This is a genomic window from Mameliella sp. MMSF_3455, from assembly GCF_030733205.1.
In the GTDB taxonomy this organism is placed as follows: domain Bacteria; phylum Pseudomonadota; class Alphaproteobacteria; order Rhodobacterales; family Rhodobacteraceae; genus Antarctobacter.
In genome coordinates this window covers 1-20,573 of record NZ_JASHJL010000023.1, presented here as the reverse complement: position 1 = coordinate 20,573, position 20,573 = coordinate 1, and the positions used below count along the sequence as shown (strand labels likewise).

The 20,573-nt window shown below is 63.0% G+C and carries 19 protein-coding genes and 1 tRNA gene; 3 read left to right on the top strand and 17 right to left on the bottom strand.

Annotation, left to right across the window (positions count from 1 at the left end; all coding sequences use genetic code 11):
• Positions 1-2: 2 nt before the first annotated feature.
• The 3 genes from RBB42_RS16725 to RBB42_RS16715 form a co-directional block, all read right to left on the bottom strand.
• Complete coding sequence (locus RBB42_RS16725; protein ID WP_305970704.1) at positions 3-884, bottom strand: carbohydrate ABC transporter permease; 882 nt, start codon at positions 882-884, stop codon at positions 3-5.
• Between the two features lie 14 nt (positions 885-898).
• Entirely contained in the window at positions 899-1,927 is a 1,029-nt protein-coding gene (locus tag RBB42_RS16720; protein WP_305970705.1) for a carbohydrate ABC transporter permease, read from the bottom strand.
• A gap of 98 nt (positions 1,928-2,025) precedes the next feature.
• On the bottom strand, positions 2,026-3,264 hold the full coding sequence (locus RBB42_RS16715; protein ID WP_305970706.1) for an ABC transporter substrate-binding protein: 1,239 nt from the start codon (positions 3,262-3,264) through the stop codon (positions 2,026-2,028).
• A gap of 220 nt (positions 3,265-3,484) precedes the next feature.
• Here RBB42_RS16715 and RBB42_RS16710 point away from each other — a divergent pair, with 220 nt between their 5' ends.
• Both RBB42_RS16710 and RBB42_RS16705 read left to right on the top strand, forming a co-directional pair.
• Complete coding sequence (locus RBB42_RS16710) at positions 3,485-4,561, top strand: ester cyclase (RefSeq protein ID WP_305970707.1); 1,077 nt, start codon at positions 3,485-3,487, stop codon at positions 4,559-4,561.
• A 72-nt stretch (positions 4,562-4,633) separates the two neighbouring features.
• The gene (locus tag RBB42_RS16705; RefSeq protein WP_305970708.1) at positions 4,634-5,818 is read left to right on the top strand and encodes a nuclear transport factor 2 family protein; all 1,185 of its coding nucleotides are present in this window, start codon (positions 4,634-4,636) and stop codon (positions 5,816-5,818) included.
• 58 nt (positions 5,819-5,876) lie between these two features.
• Here the strand turns inward: RBB42_RS16705 and glpK are convergent, their stop codons facing one another.
• The 8 genes from glpK to glpD all read right to left on the bottom strand — a co-directional run bounded on the left by glpK (position 5,877) and on the right by glpD (position 15,096).
• Positions 5,877-7,379 (bottom strand): glycerol kinase GlpK, encoded by a 1,503-nt coding sequence (gene glpK / locus RBB42_RS16700; RefSeq protein WP_305970709.1) that lies wholly within the window; start codon positions 7,377-7,379, stop codon positions 5,877-5,879.
• 108 nt (positions 7,380-7,487) lie between these two features.
• A complete protein-coding gene (locus RBB42_RS16695; RefSeq protein WP_305970710.1) occupies positions 7,488-9,200 on the bottom strand; it encodes an ABC transporter substrate-binding protein in 1,713 nt (570 codons plus the stop codon).
• 88 nt (positions 9,201-9,288) lie between these two features.
• Positions 9,289-9,561 (bottom strand): DUF2160 domain-containing protein, encoded by a 273-nt coding sequence (locus RBB42_RS16690; RefSeq protein WP_305970711.1) that lies wholly within the window; start codon positions 9,559-9,561, stop codon positions 9,289-9,291.
• Between the two features lie 22 nt (positions 9,562-9,583).
• Positions 9,584-10,435: a carbohydrate ABC transporter permease gene (locus RBB42_RS16685; protein WP_305970712.1), complete on the bottom strand. Its 852-nt coding sequence runs from the start codon at positions 10,433-10,435 to the stop codon at positions 9,584-9,586.
• Between the two features lie 3 nt (positions 10,436-10,438).
• Positions 10,439-11,308, bottom strand: coding sequence for a carbohydrate ABC transporter permease (locus tag RBB42_RS16680; protein ID WP_305970713.1), 870 nt, complete (start codon positions 11,306-11,308; stop codon positions 10,439-10,441).
• On the bottom strand, positions 11,308-12,384 hold the full coding sequence (locus RBB42_RS16675; RefSeq protein WP_305970714.1) for an ABC transporter ATP-binding protein: 1,077 nt from the start codon (positions 12,382-12,384) through the stop codon (positions 11,308-11,310). Before RBB42_RS16675 ends, RBB42_RS16680 begins: the two co-directional genes overlap by 1 nt.
• A gap of 11 nt (positions 12,385-12,395) precedes the next feature.
• Positions 12,396-13,484 carry an ABC transporter ATP-binding protein gene (locus RBB42_RS16670; protein ID WP_305970715.1) on the bottom strand — a complete coding sequence of 363 codons (1,089 nt, stop codon included), beginning with the start codon at positions 13,482-13,484 and terminating at the stop codon, positions 12,396-12,398.
• Positions 13,485-13,497: 13 nt separating this feature from the next.
• Positions 13,498-15,096, bottom strand: coding sequence for a glycerol-3-phosphate dehydrogenase (glpD, locus tag RBB42_RS16665; protein ID WP_305970716.1), 1,599 nt, complete (start codon positions 15,094-15,096; stop codon positions 13,498-13,500).
• A 246-nt stretch (positions 15,097-15,342) separates the two neighbouring features.
• Between glpD and RBB42_RS16660 the strand changes: the two genes are divergently transcribed.
• Complete coding sequence (locus tag RBB42_RS16660) at positions 15,343-16,116, top strand: DeoR/GlpR family DNA-binding transcription regulator (protein ID WP_305970717.1); 774 nt, start codon at positions 15,343-15,345, stop codon at positions 16,114-16,116.
• A 68-nt stretch (positions 16,117-16,184) separates the two neighbouring features.
• Here the strand turns inward: RBB42_RS16660 and RBB42_RS16655 are convergent.
• The 6 genes from RBB42_RS16655 to RBB42_RS16630 form a co-directional block, all read right to left on the bottom strand.
• A tRNA-His gene (locus tag RBB42_RS16655) sits at positions 16,185-16,261 on the bottom strand.
• 113 nt (positions 16,262-16,374) lie between these two features.
• A complete protein-coding gene (locus RBB42_RS16650; RefSeq protein ID WP_305970718.1) occupies positions 16,375-17,574 on the bottom strand; it encodes a thiolase family protein in 1,200 nt (399 codons plus the stop codon).
• Between the two features lie 253 nt (positions 17,575-17,827).
• Positions 17,828-18,724: a helix-turn-helix transcriptional regulator gene (locus RBB42_RS16645; protein WP_305970719.1), complete on the bottom strand. Its 897-nt coding sequence runs from the start codon at positions 18,722-18,724 to the stop codon at positions 17,828-17,830.
• A gap of 17 nt (positions 18,725-18,741) precedes the next feature.
• On the bottom strand, positions 18,742-19,176 hold the full coding sequence (locus RBB42_RS16640; protein ID WP_305970720.1) for an acyl-CoA thioesterase: 435 nt from the start codon (positions 19,174-19,176) through the stop codon (positions 18,742-18,744).
• A 1-nt stretch (position 19,177) separates the two neighbouring features.
• Positions 19,178-20,371, bottom strand: a complete 1,194-nt coding sequence (gene boxA / locus RBB42_RS16635) for a benzoyl-CoA 2,3-epoxidase subunit BoxA (RefSeq protein ID WP_305970721.1) — start codon at positions 20,369-20,371, stop codon at positions 19,178-19,180.
• Positions 20,368-20,535, bottom strand: coding sequence for a hypothetical protein (locus tag RBB42_RS16630; RefSeq protein WP_157903837.1), 168 nt, complete (start codon positions 20,533-20,535; stop codon positions 20,368-20,370). The genes boxA and RBB42_RS16630 overlap by 4 nt, the downstream gene beginning before the upstream one ends.
• Positions 20,536-20,573 lie beyond the last annotated feature (38 nt).

Here is a 20,573-nt window from a genome sequence, read left to right as displayed (position 1 = left end):
CCTTATCCCTTGACGGCGCCAGCGGTCAGGCCGCTCACGATTTGACGTTGGAAGAACAGGATGAGCACGAAGAGCGGCACGATGGCCGAGACGACGGCGGCGACGGCATACATCACCTTGCCCTCTTCCTGGGTGGAGCCCAGGAACGAGTTGATCTTGGGGATCATCGTCGCGTTTTCCTGCGTAAGCAGCATCGAAGTGACGGCGAAGTCATTGTAGGCCAAGAGGAAGCTGAACAGCCCCGTCGTGACCACACCCGGCCACATCACCGGGATGATCGCCAGCCGGAACGCCTGGAACCGGGTGCAGCCGTCCACCATCGCCGCCTCATCCAGATCCTTGGGGATCGATAGGAAGAAGCTGTGCAGCATCCAGAGGGTGAAAGGCTGGTTGATCGCCACCAGCACGATGATCGTTGTGGGCAGATAGCCCCAGATGTTCATCTGGAAGAACGGCAGCAGGTAGCCCGAAACCAGCGTCACATGCGGCATGGCGCGGAACACCAGCGCCGCCATCAGCAGCCAGAAGGTGTACTTGAACCCCGACCGCGCCAGCGCATAGCCGCCAAGCGTGCCGAGTGTCAGCGAGATGATCACGGTAAAGAAGACGACGATGCCGGTATTGACGACCGCGCGCCAGAATTCCTGTTCGATCCAGGCGCCGCGATACCCGTCCAGCGTGAAAGGCGCGCCATGCTGGCGTTCCGTCACCGGACCCGTGATCGCGTTCATCCAGTCGGCGCGGGAAAAGAAATCCCCCTCGACCTTGAATGATCCCCACATCGTCCAGAGAAACGGGAAGGCGGCGACGATCAGCCAGAACAGCACGAAAATCGTCGACAGGGCCACCAGCGATGGCGGTTTCTTGTTGGCAAGATCGGACATGACCGGGCCCTCCCTCAGGTCTTGCGGTTGAATTCGCGCCAGTTGCGGCGCAGGACCGGCAACAGCAGGATGACGACGCCGACAATGGTCAGCATCGAGGTCGCCGCGGCAGAGCCGAACAGCGGCGATTCAGCGGCGCGAAGATCGTTGTAGATCAGGTAGCTGAGCGAGGTGGCACTGGCCGCGGCAGAGAAGCCGATGATCGGCTCGAATATGCGGAAGTTGTCCATCAGCTGCATCAGCGCGATGAAGGTCGCCAGCGGCATCAGGTAGGGGATGGTCACGAAACGCACCCGCTCCCACCGGCTTGCCCCGTCCACCATCGCCGATTCCAGCGTATCCTGCGGCACGGTCTGCAAACCGGCGTAGAAGACCACAAAGGCGAATGGCGCAGAGTGCCAGACCCCGTAGACGAAGAGCGTGATCCAGGTCAGCGTCGGAGAAGCCTTGAGCGACAGGGTCGGATCGCCAAACAGCGCCTGCAGCCCGGCCCCGATGATCCCGCGGCTGTCGATCATCCAGAACAGCACCAGCGACCCCACCAGGGGCGTCACCAGCATGGGCAGCAGCGAGAAGAAGATCACCGGCCCCTTGAGCATCTTGGGAATGGAATTGACCACCACCGCGATGATGAACCCCAGGATGATCACCAGCGGGGTCACGATAAAGGTATAGGCCAGCGTGAAGATCAGCGCCTTGTAGAATGGCAGGTTCATGATCCGGTTGCGGATCTCGCCGAAATTCTCGCTGGTGGCAAAGATCTCGCCGATCTCGTCAAAGGCAAGATGACTGGCGTTGGTGTAGGTCCCCAGCCCGTTGAACCGTCCAGCCGGATTTTCGGCCCGCAGTTCCGCCATCGCCTCGACGTCGACGGTGACCTCGTTCTTGCAGCCGAACGGCCCGCAGGTCTCGGACTCGATCAGGATCTGTTTGTGCTCGATGAAAAGCGACTGGTAACCCACCGACAGGATCGGCAAGGCGATGAACAACACCATCGCCAGGAGTGACGGCCATATAAAGGCCATGAACGTCTTGTGAGGCATGACTTTCCCCTTGTCGCGCCAGACAGAGGCGCGAGGTCATCCGTTCCGCTGATTGGGGTGAGCGGGGCCGCCCTGCGGCGACCCCGGCCGGATCGTCCCTAGTTCAGGAAGCCGGCTTCGGTGGCGGCGGTGGTATAGGCCGCGGTCACGTCGGCCAGTGCCTGTTCAGCGCTTTCCTTGCCCTGCAGGAACTCTGCCAGGTTGTCGCCAAGCGCGGTGTGCAGCAGGCCCATGTAGGGCAGCATCGGATAGGGGCGCGCGCCGGCCTGCAGGTCGGCGATCACGCCACTGGCCGCGGGTGTCGGTTCATAGCCGTCGATCAGCCAGACCGCAGCATCCATGTTGGCGGCCAGCATGTCCTGCGACAGGCCGTTCATCATCGCGCGGAACGACGCCTCGGCATCCTCGTCCGAGATGTTCTTGGCAATTGTGAACCCGTCCCACCAGAGCGCCGCCGAGGGGATGTCGTACTCGCCGATCGTGGGCGCGGCGGCAAAAGCGGTATTGGCTGCGATTTCCGGCGCCGGGTTGTCGTCGGCGATATAGGCGCCTGCGCGCGACCCCCAGGAAATCGAAATGGCCGCCTCGCCCGCCTCCCAGATCGGTTTCTGGGCGTTGCTGTCGAAGGTGGCCCAGTCCTGGCTCATGTAGTCCAGCATCTTCTTCATGTTGTTGAGAACGAGCAGCCCGTCCTCGTTGTCGATCGCCAGCTCGGCGCTACCGGGCACGAAGAAGTCGTTGCCGGTGGCAAGGTAGTTGTTCACGAACTCGGCCGCGATGTTCCAGCCCGGCATGTAGTTGGAGGAAATCGGCGTTTCCATCACGCCTGCCTCGCGCAGCTTTTTGGCGGCGGCAAACATCTCGTCATAGCTTGTGGGCACGGGAATGCCGTGCTCTTTCAGCAGGTCCTCGCGGTAGAACATGTGCTGGGCATTCGCCATGAAGGCGATCGCCATGATCTTGCCGTCGACAACGATCTTCTGGCTGTCCTGCAGCTGGCCGCCCCATTTCTCGACGTATTCGTCCAGCGGCCGGATCAGACCGTCGCTGAGCAGCGGCACGATGGAGTTGGTGGCGACAACGGCGACGGTGTAGCTGGCCGGGTTGGTCGTCAGCGCGGGCACCTGGATGTTCTTGTGTTCCTCGGTGTGGTTCTTGGTCACCTCGACCTTGTCGCTGGCGCATTTCGCGGCCCAGTCGGCCACCGCGTGCAGCGCGTCGAAGTCGTTCGACAGAATGCGGACCGAGCCGCTTTCGATGCCGCAGTCGGCCCAGGCGCCGCCTGCCGATGCAATCAGCGCACCCGCGGCGACCGTTGCCTTAACATTGAACTTCATTCCGATCTCTCCCGTTGGAACTGCGCACGCCCTCCGGCCACCCGGACAGCCTCCCGATTTCTACCCCGGCCTCTTTTCTGTCCGGGGTGGCGCGCTTGTCATGGTCATTTGCCTTCCGTCGCCCCGGACCCGTGCCCGGAACTCCTTTACCGTAGCAATGCATGAATACGATTGCAATATTTTCCTGCAAACGCCAGAATGCCCCCAAATGGAGACCAGCATGACCACTGACATCACCGCGTTGAAACTCAGCCTGCACAAGGACCTGTCAGCACTTTGCGAAGGTGGACAGGCAGATATGGGCGCCCGACTCGCGGCGCTCTACCACCCCGAGGTCGAGGTCCGCGCCGCCCATCCGATGAACGAGGGAGTCGGGCTGGACTTCCTCACCGATTCGCTCTGGCGGCCGCTGATGACCGCCCTGCCCGATCTCGAACGGCGCGACCTGATCGTCATGGGAGGAGAGTACGAGGGCCGCACCTATGTCGCCATGATGGGCCACTACTGTGGCACCTTCCGGCAAGACTGGCTGACCATTCCCGCGACCGGTCGCCCCGTCTACCTGCGCTACGGCGAGGTGCACGAGATCCGCGACAGCAAGATCTTCCAGACAAATTGCCTTTGGGACGTTCTGGACGTGATCCGGCAGGCCGGTTTCTGGCCGCTGGCCCCGAGCCTGGGAACAGAAGGCATGTGGCCCGGGCCGATCACCGGCGACGGCTTGATCTTTACCCCGCAGGACCCGGACGAAGGCGCATCCAGCATCGCGCAAACCCTTGCCATGCATGGCACTTTGGCCGCCTACGACGACTTCGAGAAGCGCGGGCGCGAGGGTTTGATGACCATGCCGCAAAAGGACCACTGGCACCCCAGGATGATGTGGTATGGGCCGTCGGGCATCGGCACGACACGCGGTCTTCAGGGATTTGTGGACTATCACCAGTTGCCTTTCCGCCGCGCATTTCCCGGGCGCAAGGGCGGTGGACAATGGGATGAAATCGCCGAGCTGAAGGCACAGCACAAGGGCGGCCACTATATCCGCGTGGGTGACGGCCCCTACTCGGTGACCGGCGGTTGGCCCAGTGTTTTTGCCACGCACGACGGGCCGGATTTCCTGGGCCTCGCGGCCACGGGGCGCCCGGTGATGATGCGGGTGATGGATTTCTACCTGCACCACCAGGGCCTGATTCGCGAAAACTGGGTGCCGCTCGATATCCTGGACCTGCTGATGCAGATGGGCGTGGACGTCCTCGACCGCATGCAGAGTCATTTCCGACGCGGCGCCGGGCTGGAGTGACACGAAGCTTGCAATCGTATGCATGTCGTGCTTCATTCCGCGCAAGTGAAACCGCAACGTCAGGACAAAGAAATGGCCACGAAGGACCAGCCAGCAAGCCAAACGGCCCCCGGGGGCGAGGACACGCCCCCGGGAAAGACCACCCCGGCATCCGTGCTGCAGGTCGAGCGGCGCGACTTTGTCGATCTCGTCCCCGAAGACCGCGCCCGCGCGCAGCCGATGCGGGGGTTCGATCCGATCTATACCGACATCGTGGATTACATCGTCCGCTGCACGCATCGCATCTGGGACGAACGCGATGTGGGGCTGATCTATACCCACTACACGCACAACTGCGTCGTCTATCATGCCACCGGCACGATCTATAACCGCGAGGACGTCGTGCATGACACGATCAAGCGGATGTTCATGCTGCCGGAACGCCGCGGCATGGCCACCCAGGTGATCTGGAACGGCAACGAGGACGACGGTTTCTACACTTCGCATCTCGTCACCGGCACCGGGCGGCACACCCAGCCGGGCATCTATGGCAAGCCCACGGGCCGGACCTTTGTCGCGCGCACCATCGCCGACTGCATGATCTACGAGAACATGATCTACCGCGAATGGCTGGTGGTCGACAGCATGGCGCAGGTGAAACAGATCGGGCTGGACGCCCAGGCTTATGCCGAGAACCTGGCCCGCCCCTATTTCGAAAAGGGCCTGCTGGCGGTCGACATGGGCGAAAACCGCCGCCTGATCGGCCAGTACCCGCCCGAGACCGCCCCCGATACCGAGATCGCCAATACGGACCTCGAACGCGAGGTCCTAGAGTGGCTGCACGAGATCCACAACAAGCGCATGTTCGGCAAGATCCGCGAGGTCTACGCACCCACGGTCCAGTACCACGGCCCGCTAATGAAAGAACTTTACGGGCACGGCGCGGTCACGCACCAGACGGTCGGCCTCTATGCCACTGTGCCCGACGGCTTTTACATGCCGCAGCACATTTGTTCAGTCCCCTGCGAGGAAGGCGGCACCAAGGTCGCCGTGCGCTGGCTGATCGAGGGGCACCATCAGGGCTGGGGCGTGATGGAGGAACTGGGCGCGCCCACCGGCAAGCGGGTGCAGATCATGGGCATGAGCCATTTCCACATCAAAAACGGCCGCATCGTCGATGAATGGACGAATTACGATGAAATGTCGGTGCTGATGCAAATCAAGCTGGCCCAGATGGCCGACCGCGACAGCGCTGTCTTGGACGACGGCGAGGCTTGAGCCCGCCTTCACCCAAGAACGTAGCGGGGCTGATAGGACAGCCCCGCTCTCGCCGGTCTCAAAAGCGCATCGTCGCGTCGACCGCGCGCTGCCAAGCCGCGTATTTTTCCTGGCGCATCGCCTCATCCATCGCCGGGGCAAAGCTTTTGTCCAACGCCCAGCCTGCTGCGAATTTAGCCTGCTCGGGGTAGATCCCGGCACGCTGACCGGCCAGCCAGGCCGCGCCCAATGCGGTCGTTTCCAGCACCTCGGGCCGGTCGACCCGCGCGCCGATGATGTCCGACAGGAACTGCATCGCAAAGTCCGAGGCGCTCATGCCGCCGTCAACCCGAAGGGTTGCATCTGACGTCTCGCGCAGCACCGCATCGCTGACCCCGCCCATGTCCGCCTGCATGGCGGCCAGCAGGTCGCGGGTCTGGTAGCCGACGCTTTCCAGCGCGGCACGGGCCAGTTCTGCCGGGCCTGAATTGCGGGTCAGACCAAAAACCGCGCCGCGGCATTCGGCGTTCCAGTAGGGCGCACCCAGCCCGGTAAAGGCGGGCACCAGAACCACGTTCTGGGCGTCATCGGCACCTTCGGCCAACGGCTGGGTTTCCTTCGCCTCGCGGATGATCTTCAGCCCGTCGCGCAGCCACTGCACCACCGCACCGGCAATGAAGATCGAGCCTTCGAGGGCGTAGGTCGGCTTGCCGTCCAATTGATAGGCGATGGTGGTCAGAAGGCGGTTTTGCGAGCGGACCGGCGTATCGCCGGTATTGATCAGAGCAAAACAGCCGGTGCCATAGGTCGACTTCAGCATACCCGGAGCAAAACAGGCCTGCCCCACGGTGGCCGCCTGCTGATCCCCGGCAATCCCCAGGATGGGGATCGGGCCACCGAACAGGTCCGGACGGGTCTGGCCGAAATCGGCGGCGCTGTCGCGGACCTCTGGCAGCATCGACATGGGGATGTTCAGCCGGTCGCAGATCGTTCGTGACCAGCCGCCCTTGCGGATGTCATAAAGCATGGTGCGCGCGGCATTCGTGGCGTCGGTGACATGCACCGCGCCCCCGGTCAGGTTCCAGACCAGCCATGTGTCGACTGTGCCAAAAACAAGCTCTCCGGCCTCGGCGCGTGCGCGGGCGCCGTCCACGTTGTCCAGCAGCCAGGCCAGTTTCGTCCCGCTGAAATAGGGATCGAGCAAGAGGCCCGTGCGGTCTGTCACCACGTCTTCGAACCCCTCATCCTTCAGCGTGCGGCACAGGTCGGCGGTGCGCCGGTCCTGCCAGACAATCGCATTGTGGATCGGTTTGCCCGTCTTGCGGTCCCAGACCAACGTGGTTTCGCGCTGGTTGGTGATACCGATGGCGGCGATCCCCGGCCCGCCCGCCTTTTCGATCGCGGCACGGCACGTGGCGGCAGTCGTCGCCCAGAGATCCGCCGGATCATGTTCCACCCAGCCCGAGGCCGGGTAGTGCTGGGGGAATTCCTCCTGCGCCGTGGCGACAATAGACATGGAAGGGTCGAAGACGATGGCGCGGGTGGACGTCGTGCCCTGATCGATGGCCAGGATATGGGTCATGACCGCCTCTCCTCAAAGCGATTTCAGGTTGCGCTGTCGCAGCGCCGAGTATGGGGGGAAAACAAGAGGTGGTCGAGGCCCCGAAGGGCCCCGACCTGGGAGGAAGGCTTATTGCCAGGACTTGATCAGCTCATCGTAGCTGACGGTCTTGGGCTCTTCGTCTTCGTCGTCGAGCTTGGCATAGGGCGCGCCGGGCTGGTCGAACCAGTATTCGGCGTCACGCTCGTCGTTCAGCTTGGGACCGATGTCGCCCTGGATGCCGGCACGCTCTAGGCGTTCCATCACGCGTTCCTGGTCCGCACAGAGCGCGTCCAGCGCCTCTTGCGGGGTCTTGGCGCCGGACATGGCGTCACCGATGTTCTGCCACCACAGCTGTGCCAGCTTGGGGTAGTCAGGTACGTTGGTGCCGGTCGGCGACCATGCCACGCGTGCGGGCGAGCGGTAGAACTCGACCAGGCCGCCCAGCTTGTCGGCACGATCGGTAAAGCTGTCGTGCTGCACGGTGGATTCGCGGATGAAGGTCAGGCCGACATGGCTTTTCTTCACGTCCACGGTCTTGGAGGTGACGAACTGGGCATAGAGCCAGGCCGCCTTGGCACGGTCGACCGGGGTCGACTTCATCAGCGTCCAGGAACCCGCGTCCTGATAGCCGACCTTCTGGCCTTCTTTCCAGTAGACGCCATGCGGCGAGGGGGCCATGCGCCACTTGGGCGTGCCGTCCTCGTTCATCACCGGCAAACCCGGCTTGACCGTGTCGGCGGTGAAGGCGGTGTACCAGAACATCTGCTGGGCGATGTTGCCCTGCGCCGGGATCGGGCCGGCCTCGGAGAAGGTCATGCCAGCGGCGGCGGGCGGCGTGTATTTCTCCAGCCACTCGATCGCCTTGGTCACGGCATAGACCGCCGCGGGCGCGTTGGTGGCGCCGCCACGTGCAACGCAGGAGCCGACAGGCTGGCTCTGGTCGTTGACGCGAATGCCCCATTCGTCGACCGGCAGGCCGTTGGGCTCACCCACGTCTCCCATGCCGGCCATCGACATCCACGCGTCGGTGTAGCGCCAGCCAAGCGACGGGTCCTTCTTGCCGTAGTCCATGTTGCCGAAGACTTCGCCATCGACACCCATGTGCGACAGGTCGCGACCGGTAAAGAACTCGGCGATGTCCTCGTAGGCCGACCAGTTGACCGGAACGCCAAGGTCGTAGCCGTAGGCCGCCTTGAAGTCCTCCTGGTTCTTGGGATCGTTGAACCAGTCATAGCGGAACCAGTAAAGGTTCGCGAACTGCTGGGTCGGCAACTGGTAGACCTTGCCATCCGGCCCGGTGGTAAAGCTGAGGCCGATGAAATCATCAAGGTCCAGCGTCGGCGAGGTCACGTCGGCGCCTTCGCCGGCCATCCAGTCGGTGAGGTTGCGCACCTGCTGATAGCGCCAGTGGGTGCCGATCAGGTCCGAGTCGTTGATGTAGCCGTCGTAGATGTTCTGGCCCGACTGCATCTGCGTCTGCAGTTTCTCGACGACGTCGCCCTCGCCGATCAGGTCATGGGTGACCTTGATGCCGGTGATCGCGGTAAAGGCCGGGGCCAGCACCTGCGCTTCATATTCATGCGTGGTGATGGTCTCGGAGACGACCTTGATTTCCATGCCCGCGAAGGGCTCGGCGGCGTCGATGAACCATTGCATCTCCGCTTCCTGGGCGTCGCGCGGCAGGGCAGAGAGATCGCCGATCTCGCTGTCCAGGAACGCGCGCGCGGCGTCCATGTCGGCAAAGGCCGGACCCGCGAGGATCAGCAGCGCTGCCGTGGTTGTCTTTAGGTTGAGGTTCATTTGTTGGTATCCTCCCATTTTGAACCATTAACTGAGGAACAAGCAAATCGCGGCCGGGTCTCCTCTGGTCCCGGCCCCGCGCCCGTCGCTACACCCAACGGAAGACCGCCGCGGCGTAGATCAGGCAGACAATCAGCGCGTAAGGTTGGTTCGCGCCGACCAGTCCAAGCCAGGCCAAGTTGATGAAGGCCGAGCCGAGAAGAGTGATGAAAAGCCGATCACCGCGCGTCGTCTCGATCCGCAGAATGCCCATGCGGGGCGTTTCCGGGAACTTGATCGCGAGGATCGTGAAGGTGATCAGCAGCGTGGCGATGACCATGAAGAAGATCGCGGTCGGCCAGGTCCATGCCATCCAGTCCATTGTTTTTCCTCCCTTTCCCGCGTCACACGCGGCCCAGGGCAAAGCCCTTGGCGATGTAGTTGCGGACAAAGTAGATCACGAGCGCCCCCGGCACGATGGTCAGGATACCGGCGGCGGCCAGAACGCCCCAGTCGATGCCCGATGCGCCCTGCGTGCGGGTCATGATGGCGGCGATGGGTTTCGCGTCCACGGTGGTCAGCGTCCGGCTCAGCAGCAGTTCCACCCATGAGAACATGAAGCAGAAGAAGGCCGCGACCCCGATGCCGCTGGCAATCAGCGGGGTAAAGATCTTCACGAAGAAGGTGCCAAAGCTGTAGCCGTCGATATAGGCAGTCTCGTCGATCTCTTTCGGCACGCCGCGCATGAAACCCTCGAGGATCCAGACCGCCAGCGGCACGTTGAACAGGCAGTGCGCCAGCGCCACGGCGATATGCGTGTCGAACAGCCCGACGCTGGAATACAGCTGAAAGAAGGGCAGCGCGAAAACCGCCGGCGGCGCCATCCGGTTGGTCAGCAGCCAGAAGAACAGGTGCTTGTCACCCATGAAGTGATAGCGCGAAAAGGCATAGGCCGCCGGCAGCGCCACCGCGAGGCTGATGACGGTGTTCATCACCACGTAGATCAGCGAGTTGACGTACCCCATGTACCAGGCCGGATCCGTGAGGATCGTGGCATAGTTGGCAAAGGTCAGGTCGCGCGGCCAGAGCGTGAACTCGTTCAGGATCTCGGTGTTGGTCTTCAGGCTCATGTTCAGCAGCCAGTAGATCGGCAACAGCAGGAACAGCAGGTAGAGCGTCATCACCACGGCGCGGCTGTTGATCCGGGGCAGCGCGGCCTTGCGGGACGAGCTTTGGTTGACGGTCGCGTCGGCCATGTCTCAGCCCTCCCGCTTATCGAGGTTGGTCATCACGGTGTAGAATACCCAGCTGATCAGAAGGATCACGAGGAAATACATGATCGAGAAGGCGGCGGCGGGTCCAAGGTCGAACTGCCCAAGGGCCATCTTGACCAGATCGATCGACAAGAGCGTCGTCGCGTTGCCCGGACCACCGCCGGTGACGACGAATGGCTCGGTGTAGATCATGAAGCTGTCCATGAAGCGCAGCAGGATCGCGATCATCAGCACACCCATCATCTTAGGCAGTTCGATGAAACGGAACACCTTCCAGCGGCTCGCCTGGTCGATCTTGGCCGCCTGGTAGTAGGCGTCGGGGATTGACTTCAGCCCGGCATAAGCCAGCAGCGCTACCAGCGAGGTCCAGTGCCAGACATCCATCACGACGATGGTGATCCACGCGGCAACAGTGTCCTGCGTGTAGTTGTAGTTCACGCCCAAGGCGTCCAGCGTGTACCCCAGCAGGCCGATGTCCACGCGGCCGAAGATCTGCCAGATGGTCCCCACCACGTTCCACGGAATGAGCAGCGGCAGCGACATCAGCACCAGGCAGAGCGAGGCCCAGAAACCGCCCTTGGGCATGTTCAGCGCCACGAAGATCCCCAGCGGGATCTCGATCGCCAGGATGATGCCCGAGAACATCAGCTGGCGGCCCAACGCGTCCCACATGCGTTCCGACCGCAGCATCTCTTCGAACCATTCGAGACCGGCCCAGAAGAACTGGTTGTTCCCAAAGGTGTCCTGAACGGAATAATTGACCACGGTCATCAGCGGGATCACCGCCGAAAAGGCCACCAGCAGCAGAACCGGCAGAACAAGGAACCATGCCTTCTGATTGACTGTCTTTTCCATTACGCGGCCTCCCCCTGCACGCGCCAGTCATCGGCGTAGACGTTGACGTGAGCCGCATCGAAGGTGACGCGGTTCATGTCGGCGCTGACGTGAACGTCCTCGCCCGCGATGATGTTGATGTCATTGCCGAAGAACTCGGCCCGGATGATCTTGTGCCGGCCGACATCCTCGACACGGCGCACCTTGACGGGCAGGCCTTCGGACTGGCTCAGGCGGGCGAACTCGGGCCGCACGCCGATCTCGACCTTGCCGTCCAGCGGCTTGTAGCCCTGGGCCAGCTGCACGAAAGATCCGTTGATATAGGCCTTGTTGCCATCAACCTTGGCCGGGATGACGTTCATGCCCGGCGAGCCGATGAAATAGCCGACGAAGGTATGCTCGGGCCGCTCGAACAGCTCTTCGGGCGTACCGATCTGCACGACGCGGCCATCGTACATCACCACCACCTTGTCCGCGAAGGTCAGCGCCTCTGTCTGGTCGTGGGTGACGTAGATCATCGTATGACCGAAATCGTGGTGCAACTTTTTCAGCTGGGTGCGCAGCTCCCACTTCATGTGCGGGTCGATGACGGTCAGCGGCTCGTCGAACAGCAGGGCGTTCACATCCTTGCGCACCATGCCACGGCCCAGCGAAATCTTCTGCTTGGCATCCGCCGTCAGGCCGCGCGCCTTTTTCCGCAGCATGTCCTCCATGCCGATCATGCGGGCGATTTCCTGCACGCGCTCGGCCACATAGACCTCGTCCCGGCCCCGGTTGCGCAGCGGAAAGGCCAGGTTGTCGTGCACGGTCATCGTGTCGTAGACGACCGGGAACTGGAACACCTGCGCAATATTGCGTTCCGCCGTCGGCGCCTGGGTCACGTCCTGCCCGTCGAACAGGATGCGGCCCTGGCTGGGATGCAGCAACCCCGAGATGATGTTGAGCAGCGTGGATTTCCCACATCCGGAGGACCCCAGCAGCGCATAGGCGGCCCCGTCCTCCCAGTCATGGTTCAGTTCCTTGAGCGCGTAATCGTCCTCGCTGGCCGGGTTCGGCAGGTAGGAATGCGCGAGATTGTCGAGCGTGATCTTGGCCATGGTCCCCTCCCTCAGGCCGCGAGCGCGTAGGCGGCGGGCGCGACCAGCCGGCCGTCCTGCCCGAATACATAGACATGGCGCGGGTCCAGCCAGACACTGAGCTCTGCGCCCAGCGTCAGGTCGTGGACGCCATGGATCAGTCCCACCCAGCGTTCGCCGTGATGGTCGAGATGCACGAAGGTCTCGGAGCCGGTCAGTTCGGTCACGCTGAGCCGCGTCTTGAACTCCATCGCGTCCGCCGCGTGCTTGCCGATTTCCAGGTGGTTGGGCCGGAACCCGGCCGTGTAGCGGCCATCGGCCAGCTCGGCGATCTTGCCCGTCGCGGGTGCCTTCTGCCCGTCGCCGAACATGATCCGGTCGCCGGTCTTGGAAATCTGCAGGAAATTCATCGGCGGATCGCTGAACACCCGCGCCGTGGTTGCATCGACGGGCTGGCGGTAGACCGATGGCGTCGGGCCGAACTGCGTGATCCGTCCTTCCCACAGCGTGGCGACATTGCCGCCCAACAACAGCGCCTCTTCCGGTTCGGTCGTGGCATAGACAAAGATGCTGCCGGAGGCCTCGAAGATCTTGGGGATCTCGACCCGCAACTCCTCGCGCAGCTTGTAATCCAGGTTGGCCAGCGGCTCGTCCAGCAACACCAGCCCCGCGTTCTTGACCAGCGCCCGCGCCAAGGCGCAGCGCTGCTGTTGCCCGCCGGACAGTTCCAGTGGCTTGCGGTCCAGCATCGGTGTAAGCTTCATCAGGTCGGCGGTCTCGCGCACGCGGCGGTCGATCTCGGTCCTGTCCACGCCCATCAGCTTCATCGGAGAGGCAATGTTGTCGTAGACGCTCATCGACGGGTAGTTGATGAACTGCTGGTAGACCATCGCCACCTTGCGGTCCTGCACGCGCTGGCCGGTCACGTTCTCGCCGTTCCAGATCACCTGCCCCGTCGCCGGAACGTCCAGCCCCGCCATCAGGCGCATCAGCGATGTCTTGCCCGACAGGGTCGGCCCAAGCAGCACGTTCATCGTGCCCTTTTCAAGCTTCAGGTCCGTGGGGTGGATATGCACCTGCCCCTCCACGGTCTTCGACACGCCTTTCAGTTCCAGCGTCATCGGGTTCTCCTCCTCATTCCGCTGCTGCGGGCGTGCTGTGGCGATTGCGGGCCATCCAGGCATCCAGGGCCTCGATCTGACCGGCGTCCAGCCGAAGCCCCAGCTTGTTCCTGCGCCAGACCACGTCCTCGGCGGTGCGCGCATATTCATGGGTCATCAACCAGGTGATCTCGGCCTCGGTCAGGGTCGCGCCGAAATCGCGCCCAAGGTCGGCGGCCGCTTTCGCATCCCCCAGCACCTTGACGGCCTCGGTTCCGTAGGCCCGCACCAGCCGCCTGGCCCAAAACTCGGTCAGGAATGGATAAGTGGCCCTGAGATCCGAAATCAGGCTGTCCACGCCAGGCACCGGGAAATCCCCGCCCGGCAAAGGTACGCCCGCGGTCCAGGTCCCCTTTGAGACTTCAAGCTGCGTGCCGATCTTTTCCAGCGCGCTTTCCGCAAGCCGGCGATAGGTGGTGATCTTGCCGCCAAAGACGTTCAGCATCGGCGCGCCGGCACTGGTATCGACCTTCAGCGTATAGTCCCGCGTGGCGGCTGTCGCGCTGCTGGCGCCATCGTCATACAGCGGACGGACACCGGAATAGGTCCAGACGACGTCCTCGGGCACCAGGTCGCGCTTGAAATAGCGATTGGCGAAATCCAGCAGGTAGTCGCGTTCCTGCGGGGTGCATTCCGGCTTCTCGGACGGATCGTCATGCTCGGCATCCGTCGTCCCGATCAGGGTGAAATCCGTCTCGTAGGGAATGGCAAAGATGATCCGCCCGTCGGTGCCCTGGAAGAAATAGCACTTGTCATGGTCATACAGTTTCTTGGTGACGATGTGACTGCCCCGGACAAGGCGAACCCCCTCGCGGGAGTTCAACCGCGCCTTGGTTTGGATGATGTCGCCCACCCAGGGCCCACCGGCATTGACCAGCATCCGCGCGTAGAACGTGCGGGTCGCGTTGCTTTCGGTATTGCGCGTTTCGATGCGCCAAAGCCCATCTTCGCAGGTCGCGCTGAGCACCTTGGTACGAGTCATGACATGCGCGCCGCGCGCCTCTGCATCGCGTGCGTTCAGGACCACAAGGCGCGAATCCTCGATCCAGCAGTCGGAGTATTCGTAGGCCTTCTCGAACCGGTCCTCCAGCGGGGCGCCCTCAGGCCCGCCGACCAGATCCACGGTCCTGGTCCCCGGCAGGATCTTGCGCCCGCCGAGGTTGTCGTACAGGAACAGCCCCAAGCGGATCAGCCAGGCCGGGCGCCGCCCCTTCATCCAGGGCATGAACAGACCCAGCAGTTTCGACGTCGGCGTCTCCGAATCGAACCGCATATCCTTATGATATGGAAGCACAAAACGCATTGGCCAGCTGATGTGCGGCATCGCCCGCAGCAACACCTCGCGCTCGATCAACGCCTCACGCACGAGGCGGAATTCGAAATATTCGAGATAGCGCAAACCGCCGTGAAACAGCTTGGTCGAAGCCGATGAGGTCGCCGAGGCAAGGTCGTTCATCTCTGCCAGGGTGACCGACAATCCGCGCCCGGCTGCATCCCGCGCAATGCCACATCCATTGATGCCGCCGCCGATGATGAACAGGTCAGTAACCGCCTTGTCAGCTGATCGTCCCACGCGAATCCCCCCATGCGCGTCTCTGCAAGAGTTATGACCAAAAACATGGCGCGGAGCAATGAAAGATTTTTCGTTTCCGTTCGTTTTACCCGAATCACACAGCTCTCGAAGCGTCAATTCGTTTCGCTTCTGCAGAAAACGAACCCAAATTCGCTGCTTTCCGATCCTATTGGTTGCCATTTCGCGCGTTTCGGGAAAGGCTGACGGGCACCACGCAATGAACACCCAGACCCGAAAGCCCTGAACGTGTCCCAATCCTTCCGGCAGCCAGAGATTCTCGACATCGCGCGGCGCGAAGGCAAGGTCACGGTTGAAGGGCTCGCCGCGCATTTCGGTGTGACGCTGCAAACCATCCGCCGCGACCTGACTGACCTGGCAGAGGCCGGCCGGCTGGAGCGCGTGCACGGCGGCGCGGTCCTGCCCTCGGGGACGACGAACATCGAATACGGCGAACGCCGGTCGCTCAACCAGGAGGCCAAGCGCGCCATCGCGCGGGCCTGCGCCGACGAGATCCCCAACGGCATCTCCCTCTTCCTGAACATCGGCACTTCGACCGAAGCCGTCGCCGAAGAGCTGAAACACCACGAGAACCTGATGGTGGTCACGAACAACATGAACGTGGCCAACATCCTCGCCGGCAATCCCGGCTGCGAGATCATCGTGACAGGTGGCCAGTTGCGCCGATCGGACGGCGGCCTGATCGGCAATCTCGCGGCAGAGACGATCCGCAAGTTCAAATTCGATCTCGCCGTGATCGGCTGTTCGGCGCTGGACCGCGATGGCGACCTGCTCGATTTCGACATCCAGGAGGTCAGCGTCAGCCAGGCGATTCTTCGGCAGTCGCGCAAGACCTTCCTGGTCTCCGACCACACCAAGTTCTCGCGCAGCGCCCCTGCCCGCATCGCCTCGCTGGCCGACCTCGACGCCTTCTTTACCGACGCGCCACTGCCCCCCGGCCTTGCCACGGCCTGCCAGTCCTGGGGCACCCGGGTCGTGACCACGGAGCAAAACAAGGGCTGACACACTGGCAACACGGCCTTGGCAGCGATCCTGTTACACGCAGAAGTCCAATGATGTCCGAGAGATGATGGTACCGCCTCCCCGGCTCGAACGGGGGACCTCTTGATCCACAATCAAGCGCTCTAACCTACTGAGCTAAGGCGGCACATCAGGTCTTGCAGGGCGACCCTGCCGGAAACCGTGCGGCTTCCTAGCAGCACGTTCCGAACAGCGCAAGCCCTCTGTGACCCAGAAATTCGCGCTGTCCGGAGGCTCATTTTACTGCACCTTCAGGATCAGCGCCATCGCGGAGTCGCCCGCCGCGCAGCCTTGGAAAAGACCATAACCGCCGCCCCGAATTTCCAACTCTTCGATCATCTCGATGATGGCGCGCAGGCCGGTCGGTCCCTGCGGATGTCCCCAGATCAGCGAACTGCCAAAGTTGTTCATGCCGCGCCAATCGATGCCAAAGGCCCGGGCAAAGGCGATGTCGTTGACCGCAAAAGGGTTGTGCGACTTGACCACGTCCATGTCACCGATCGACAGGTCCGACAGTTCCAGCGCGCGGCGCGCCGCACCGATGGGGGCCGCGGGCATATGGGCCTTTTCCTCGCGCGCCTGCGCCACGGCCACCAGTTCGACCAGCGGCGCATCCCCGCGCGTGGCCAGGTCCCGCGCCCGGGCCGGGTCGGACACCATGACCAGCCCGGCGTTGCCATCCGCCGGATGGGTCTGGGCAGCAAAGGTCACCGAGCCGCCTTCGCGCACCGGCCTCAACCCTGCCATCTTCTCGGGCGAGGCCGGATAGACGCCGCAATCGCCCGAGATCGTCCCGACCGTCTTGCGAAAGCGCGGGTCGGGCACTGCGAACTCCGCCGCCATATAGCGTTTCTGAAAGGCCCGGTCGTCTTGCAGCGCCTCCTGGTACTGGCTCTGCCGAAACAAGGTCAATTCATGCTGTTCGGCGGTCTCGATCCCCTCGCGACGCGCCACGTTGTCGGCCGTGTCGATCATCGCACAGCGGGCAAAGGGGTCCTTGTTGAAACTTTCCAGCACGATGTCCTCGCTCTGCCCTGTGCCACCTGGGGCTCCCGGCGCAGGATAGTAGACATGTGGACTGTTCGAGGTCCGGTCGCCGGACACCAGCAGCGCGGCAGAGGCCGCCCCGATGGCAAATTCGCCAGCGGCCGTGGCCAGCAGGCGCGCGCCCGTCGCGCAGGCCTGGTTGACGGTCGGCCCCGGCAGCCGTTCCGCCCCGATCATGCCCGTAAACCAGGGCAGGCCGTAGAAACTGCGGTATTGCGGCACGGTCAGACCGTAGGCCGCGAAATCGAAGGTCTCGACCGGAATGTCACGCTGCGCCAGTGCCTCGCGTGTCACATGCGCCGCGAATTCCATCGCGTGCAGCTGCGCGAACTCTCCCTGCCAACGGGCAAAGGGTGTGCTCCAGTAAGCGCCGTAAGGGATATAGGCCTGCATGGTCGCCTCCGTGTTGAATGGAATTATCAGGGTCGGTGCTCACACCGATCCACGAGGAACGGGAAGGACAGTTGCCCTGCCGTCAGGATGGCCCAGTTCAGCCCTGTCGAAGCCATGATACCCCCATCCGAATTTGTTATACTTCATTCTGATATGCATACTTAGCAAATTTTGTGCCTGAAAACAATCAACCAGGTTTGGCCGCCAGACTACTCCGAAACACCAGGCCATGACCCGCGCAAAGGGCGAAACCCTAGCCTCCCTGCCCTTCCAGTAGCCCCTGCGCCGCGATCAACCCGTGCAGGTCCTGCAAGGACTGCTCTACCGATCGGCCACTGGTGTCGAGGTGATGCTCGGCCCTGCGATAGCTCACCTCTCGCGCCTTCAGGATCTCGCGCAGTTGCAACATGGCGCGCGGGTTCCCTGCCATTGGCCGCGTGTCCCCCTGCGCCCGGACCCGATCCATGTGATCCCCCGGCGCGGCCTTGATCCAGACCGAGTGAAAGCCCTCCAGCATCCGTTCGAAGGTCTGCGGCTCTTCGACGATGCCGCCACTGGCGGCCAGGACGATCCGGCTCTGCATCGACAAGAGCCGGTCCAGCGCCTCTGCCTCGATCTGTCGATAGCCCTCCGGTCCGTACAACGCGATGATCTCGGACACTGCCATTCCGGCGCTGCGCTCGATCTCGGCGTTCATCTCGACAAAGGGCAGGCCAAGGTCGGCACCGATGCGCGCACCGAGGGTAGACTTGCCTGCCCCGCGCAGACCGACAAGACAGATACGCTCGGCCTTTTGCGCGCGCAGGCGGCCCGGATCCAGCACCCGAAATGCCTTTGCCCGCGTCGCCACGCAGGCATTGCGGTAAAGCTCTGCGAGCTGCGCCAGGTCCGGCGCCAGTGGATCCTCCTCGGCCAAAAGCTCTGCCATCGGACGACCAAGGACAAGCGCCGCGCGTTTCAGAAGGCCGATCGAGATATTGCCGTGACCACCTTCCAGCTTGGCCAGGTAGCGCGGCGAGACACCGGACAGCTCTGCCAGGTCCTGCCGCGTCAGGCCCGAAGACTTGCGGGCGGCCCGCACGCGGTCTCCGACCAACCGGTAAAGCGCCGTGGGATCCGCCTCGTCTGCCCCGCGCGCCGCTCCGGTCATGGCTCAAGCGCCCCGGCCTAGGCCGCGGGCAGCCGCGCTTCGATCGCGGCGCGCATATCTTCGGGCGGCGTGCGCTTGGCAAAGGCATCCGCCTCGATGAAAACGCTGACCGTCCGCGAGGAGAAACACAGCTTGTCGTCCTGTTCGCCATCGACCCGGAAAGTGATCGAGGTCTCGCCCAGGCGCACCGGCCAGACGTGGCAGACCAGTTCATGCCGGGGCGTGATCGGGCTGCGAAAATCCATTTCCAGCCGGACAAAGGGCGTGCCGACGTTACGGTCGATCTCCATCTGGAACCAGCCATCGCCGCCCAGATTCTCGACCCACCAGCCGTTGATGGCATCCAGCGCGAACCAGGGGATGCGCGCCGTGTAGACGATCCTTGCCGGGTCGCAATCGCCCCAGGTCACGCGGATCACATGCCGGTGGGCATTGTCGGGACGGTCTTCCATATCAGTATGTCTCGACGTGATAGCGGCCTTCTTCGCGAAGGACATCCCGCAGGTTGCGCCACTGCTGGCCGATGCTTTCGGCGATATTGGTGAACGCCCGCTCAACGCCCTCCTCCATCTCCTTCAGCCCGCAGATGTAGATATGGGTGTTGGGATCCTGCAGCATGTCCGCCACGATGTCCTCTTCGACGCGCATCCGGTCCTGGACGTATTCCTTGTCCTGGCCGGGCATCCGGCTGAACACCAGGTGCTTTTGCAAGAGGCTGGAGGGCACCTTGTTGAGCGGTCCGAAATAGGGCAGCGAGTCCGGCGTACGCGCACCGAAGAACATCACCATCCCCCCGGATTTCTTGCCCACGGTGCGCTGACGCGCCATCGTGAAGGACCGCATCGGCGCCGACCCGGTGCCGGTACAGATCATCAAGAGCCGCGCATCGGGATCGTTCGGCATCAGGAAGGTCGCGCCGAATGGCCCCGTCACCTGCACCTTGTCACCCTTTTTCAGGTCACAGACGTAGTTCGAACAGACGCCGTTTTCCTCGCGCTTCACCGTCAGAGAGACGTTGTGATAGCCCGCCCGTTCGCCGTCGCGGGGCGAGGACACGGAATAGAGCCGCGGCAGATGCGCCTTGCCCTCGGCATCGGTTCCCGGCGCGATGATGCCCAGCGACTGACCTTCGAGAGCCGGAAAGGGCTTGCCCTGGAAATCCAGGATGATGTGGCGGACGTCCGTGTCCGCGCCTTCGGCGGTCAGGCGATAGTTGCCCTGCACCACCGCCTCGACCGGGCTGGCAAGGTTGTAGAGGTTGACCGTCGGCTTGGCCGCGCTTGCCGGCGCCTTGGACTTGCCGCCGGCGCCCTTGTGCGCCTCTGCCAGCAGGGCCGCCACCGGGTCCTCACCGCTTTCGGTGCCATCCTCGGCGCTTTCGGCCACGGACACCTCTCCCTGTTCGGGCAGTTCCATCCACTCGTATTGCTCTTCGAGCGAATAGGGTTTCTCGACCACGCGCCATTCGTCGATGGATCCGGTCGGACAGACCGGGATGCAATCCATGCAGAAATCGCAGGTGTCCGGATTCACGACAACGTTGTTTTCGTCATGCTCGATCGCGCCCACCGGGCAGGTCATCTCGCAGGTATAGCAGCGGATGCAGATTTCCGGGTCGATCAGGTGCTGTTTCAACGGCTTGTTCATTGCGTCCCCCGGTGCAAAACGGCCTCGGGGACAGCTATGGCCTCGATCACGGCCTGGCACAAGCCGCGGCAATTCTCGCATCCGATGCAGCAGCCGATCTCGCCCAGTTCCTTCGCGACCTCGGTCACGCGCGGCGCATGGCCGACGTTACGTTTGGTGATCATCGCGTTTCCTCCTCCTGCTGGTCGGTCCGGGGGGGGGG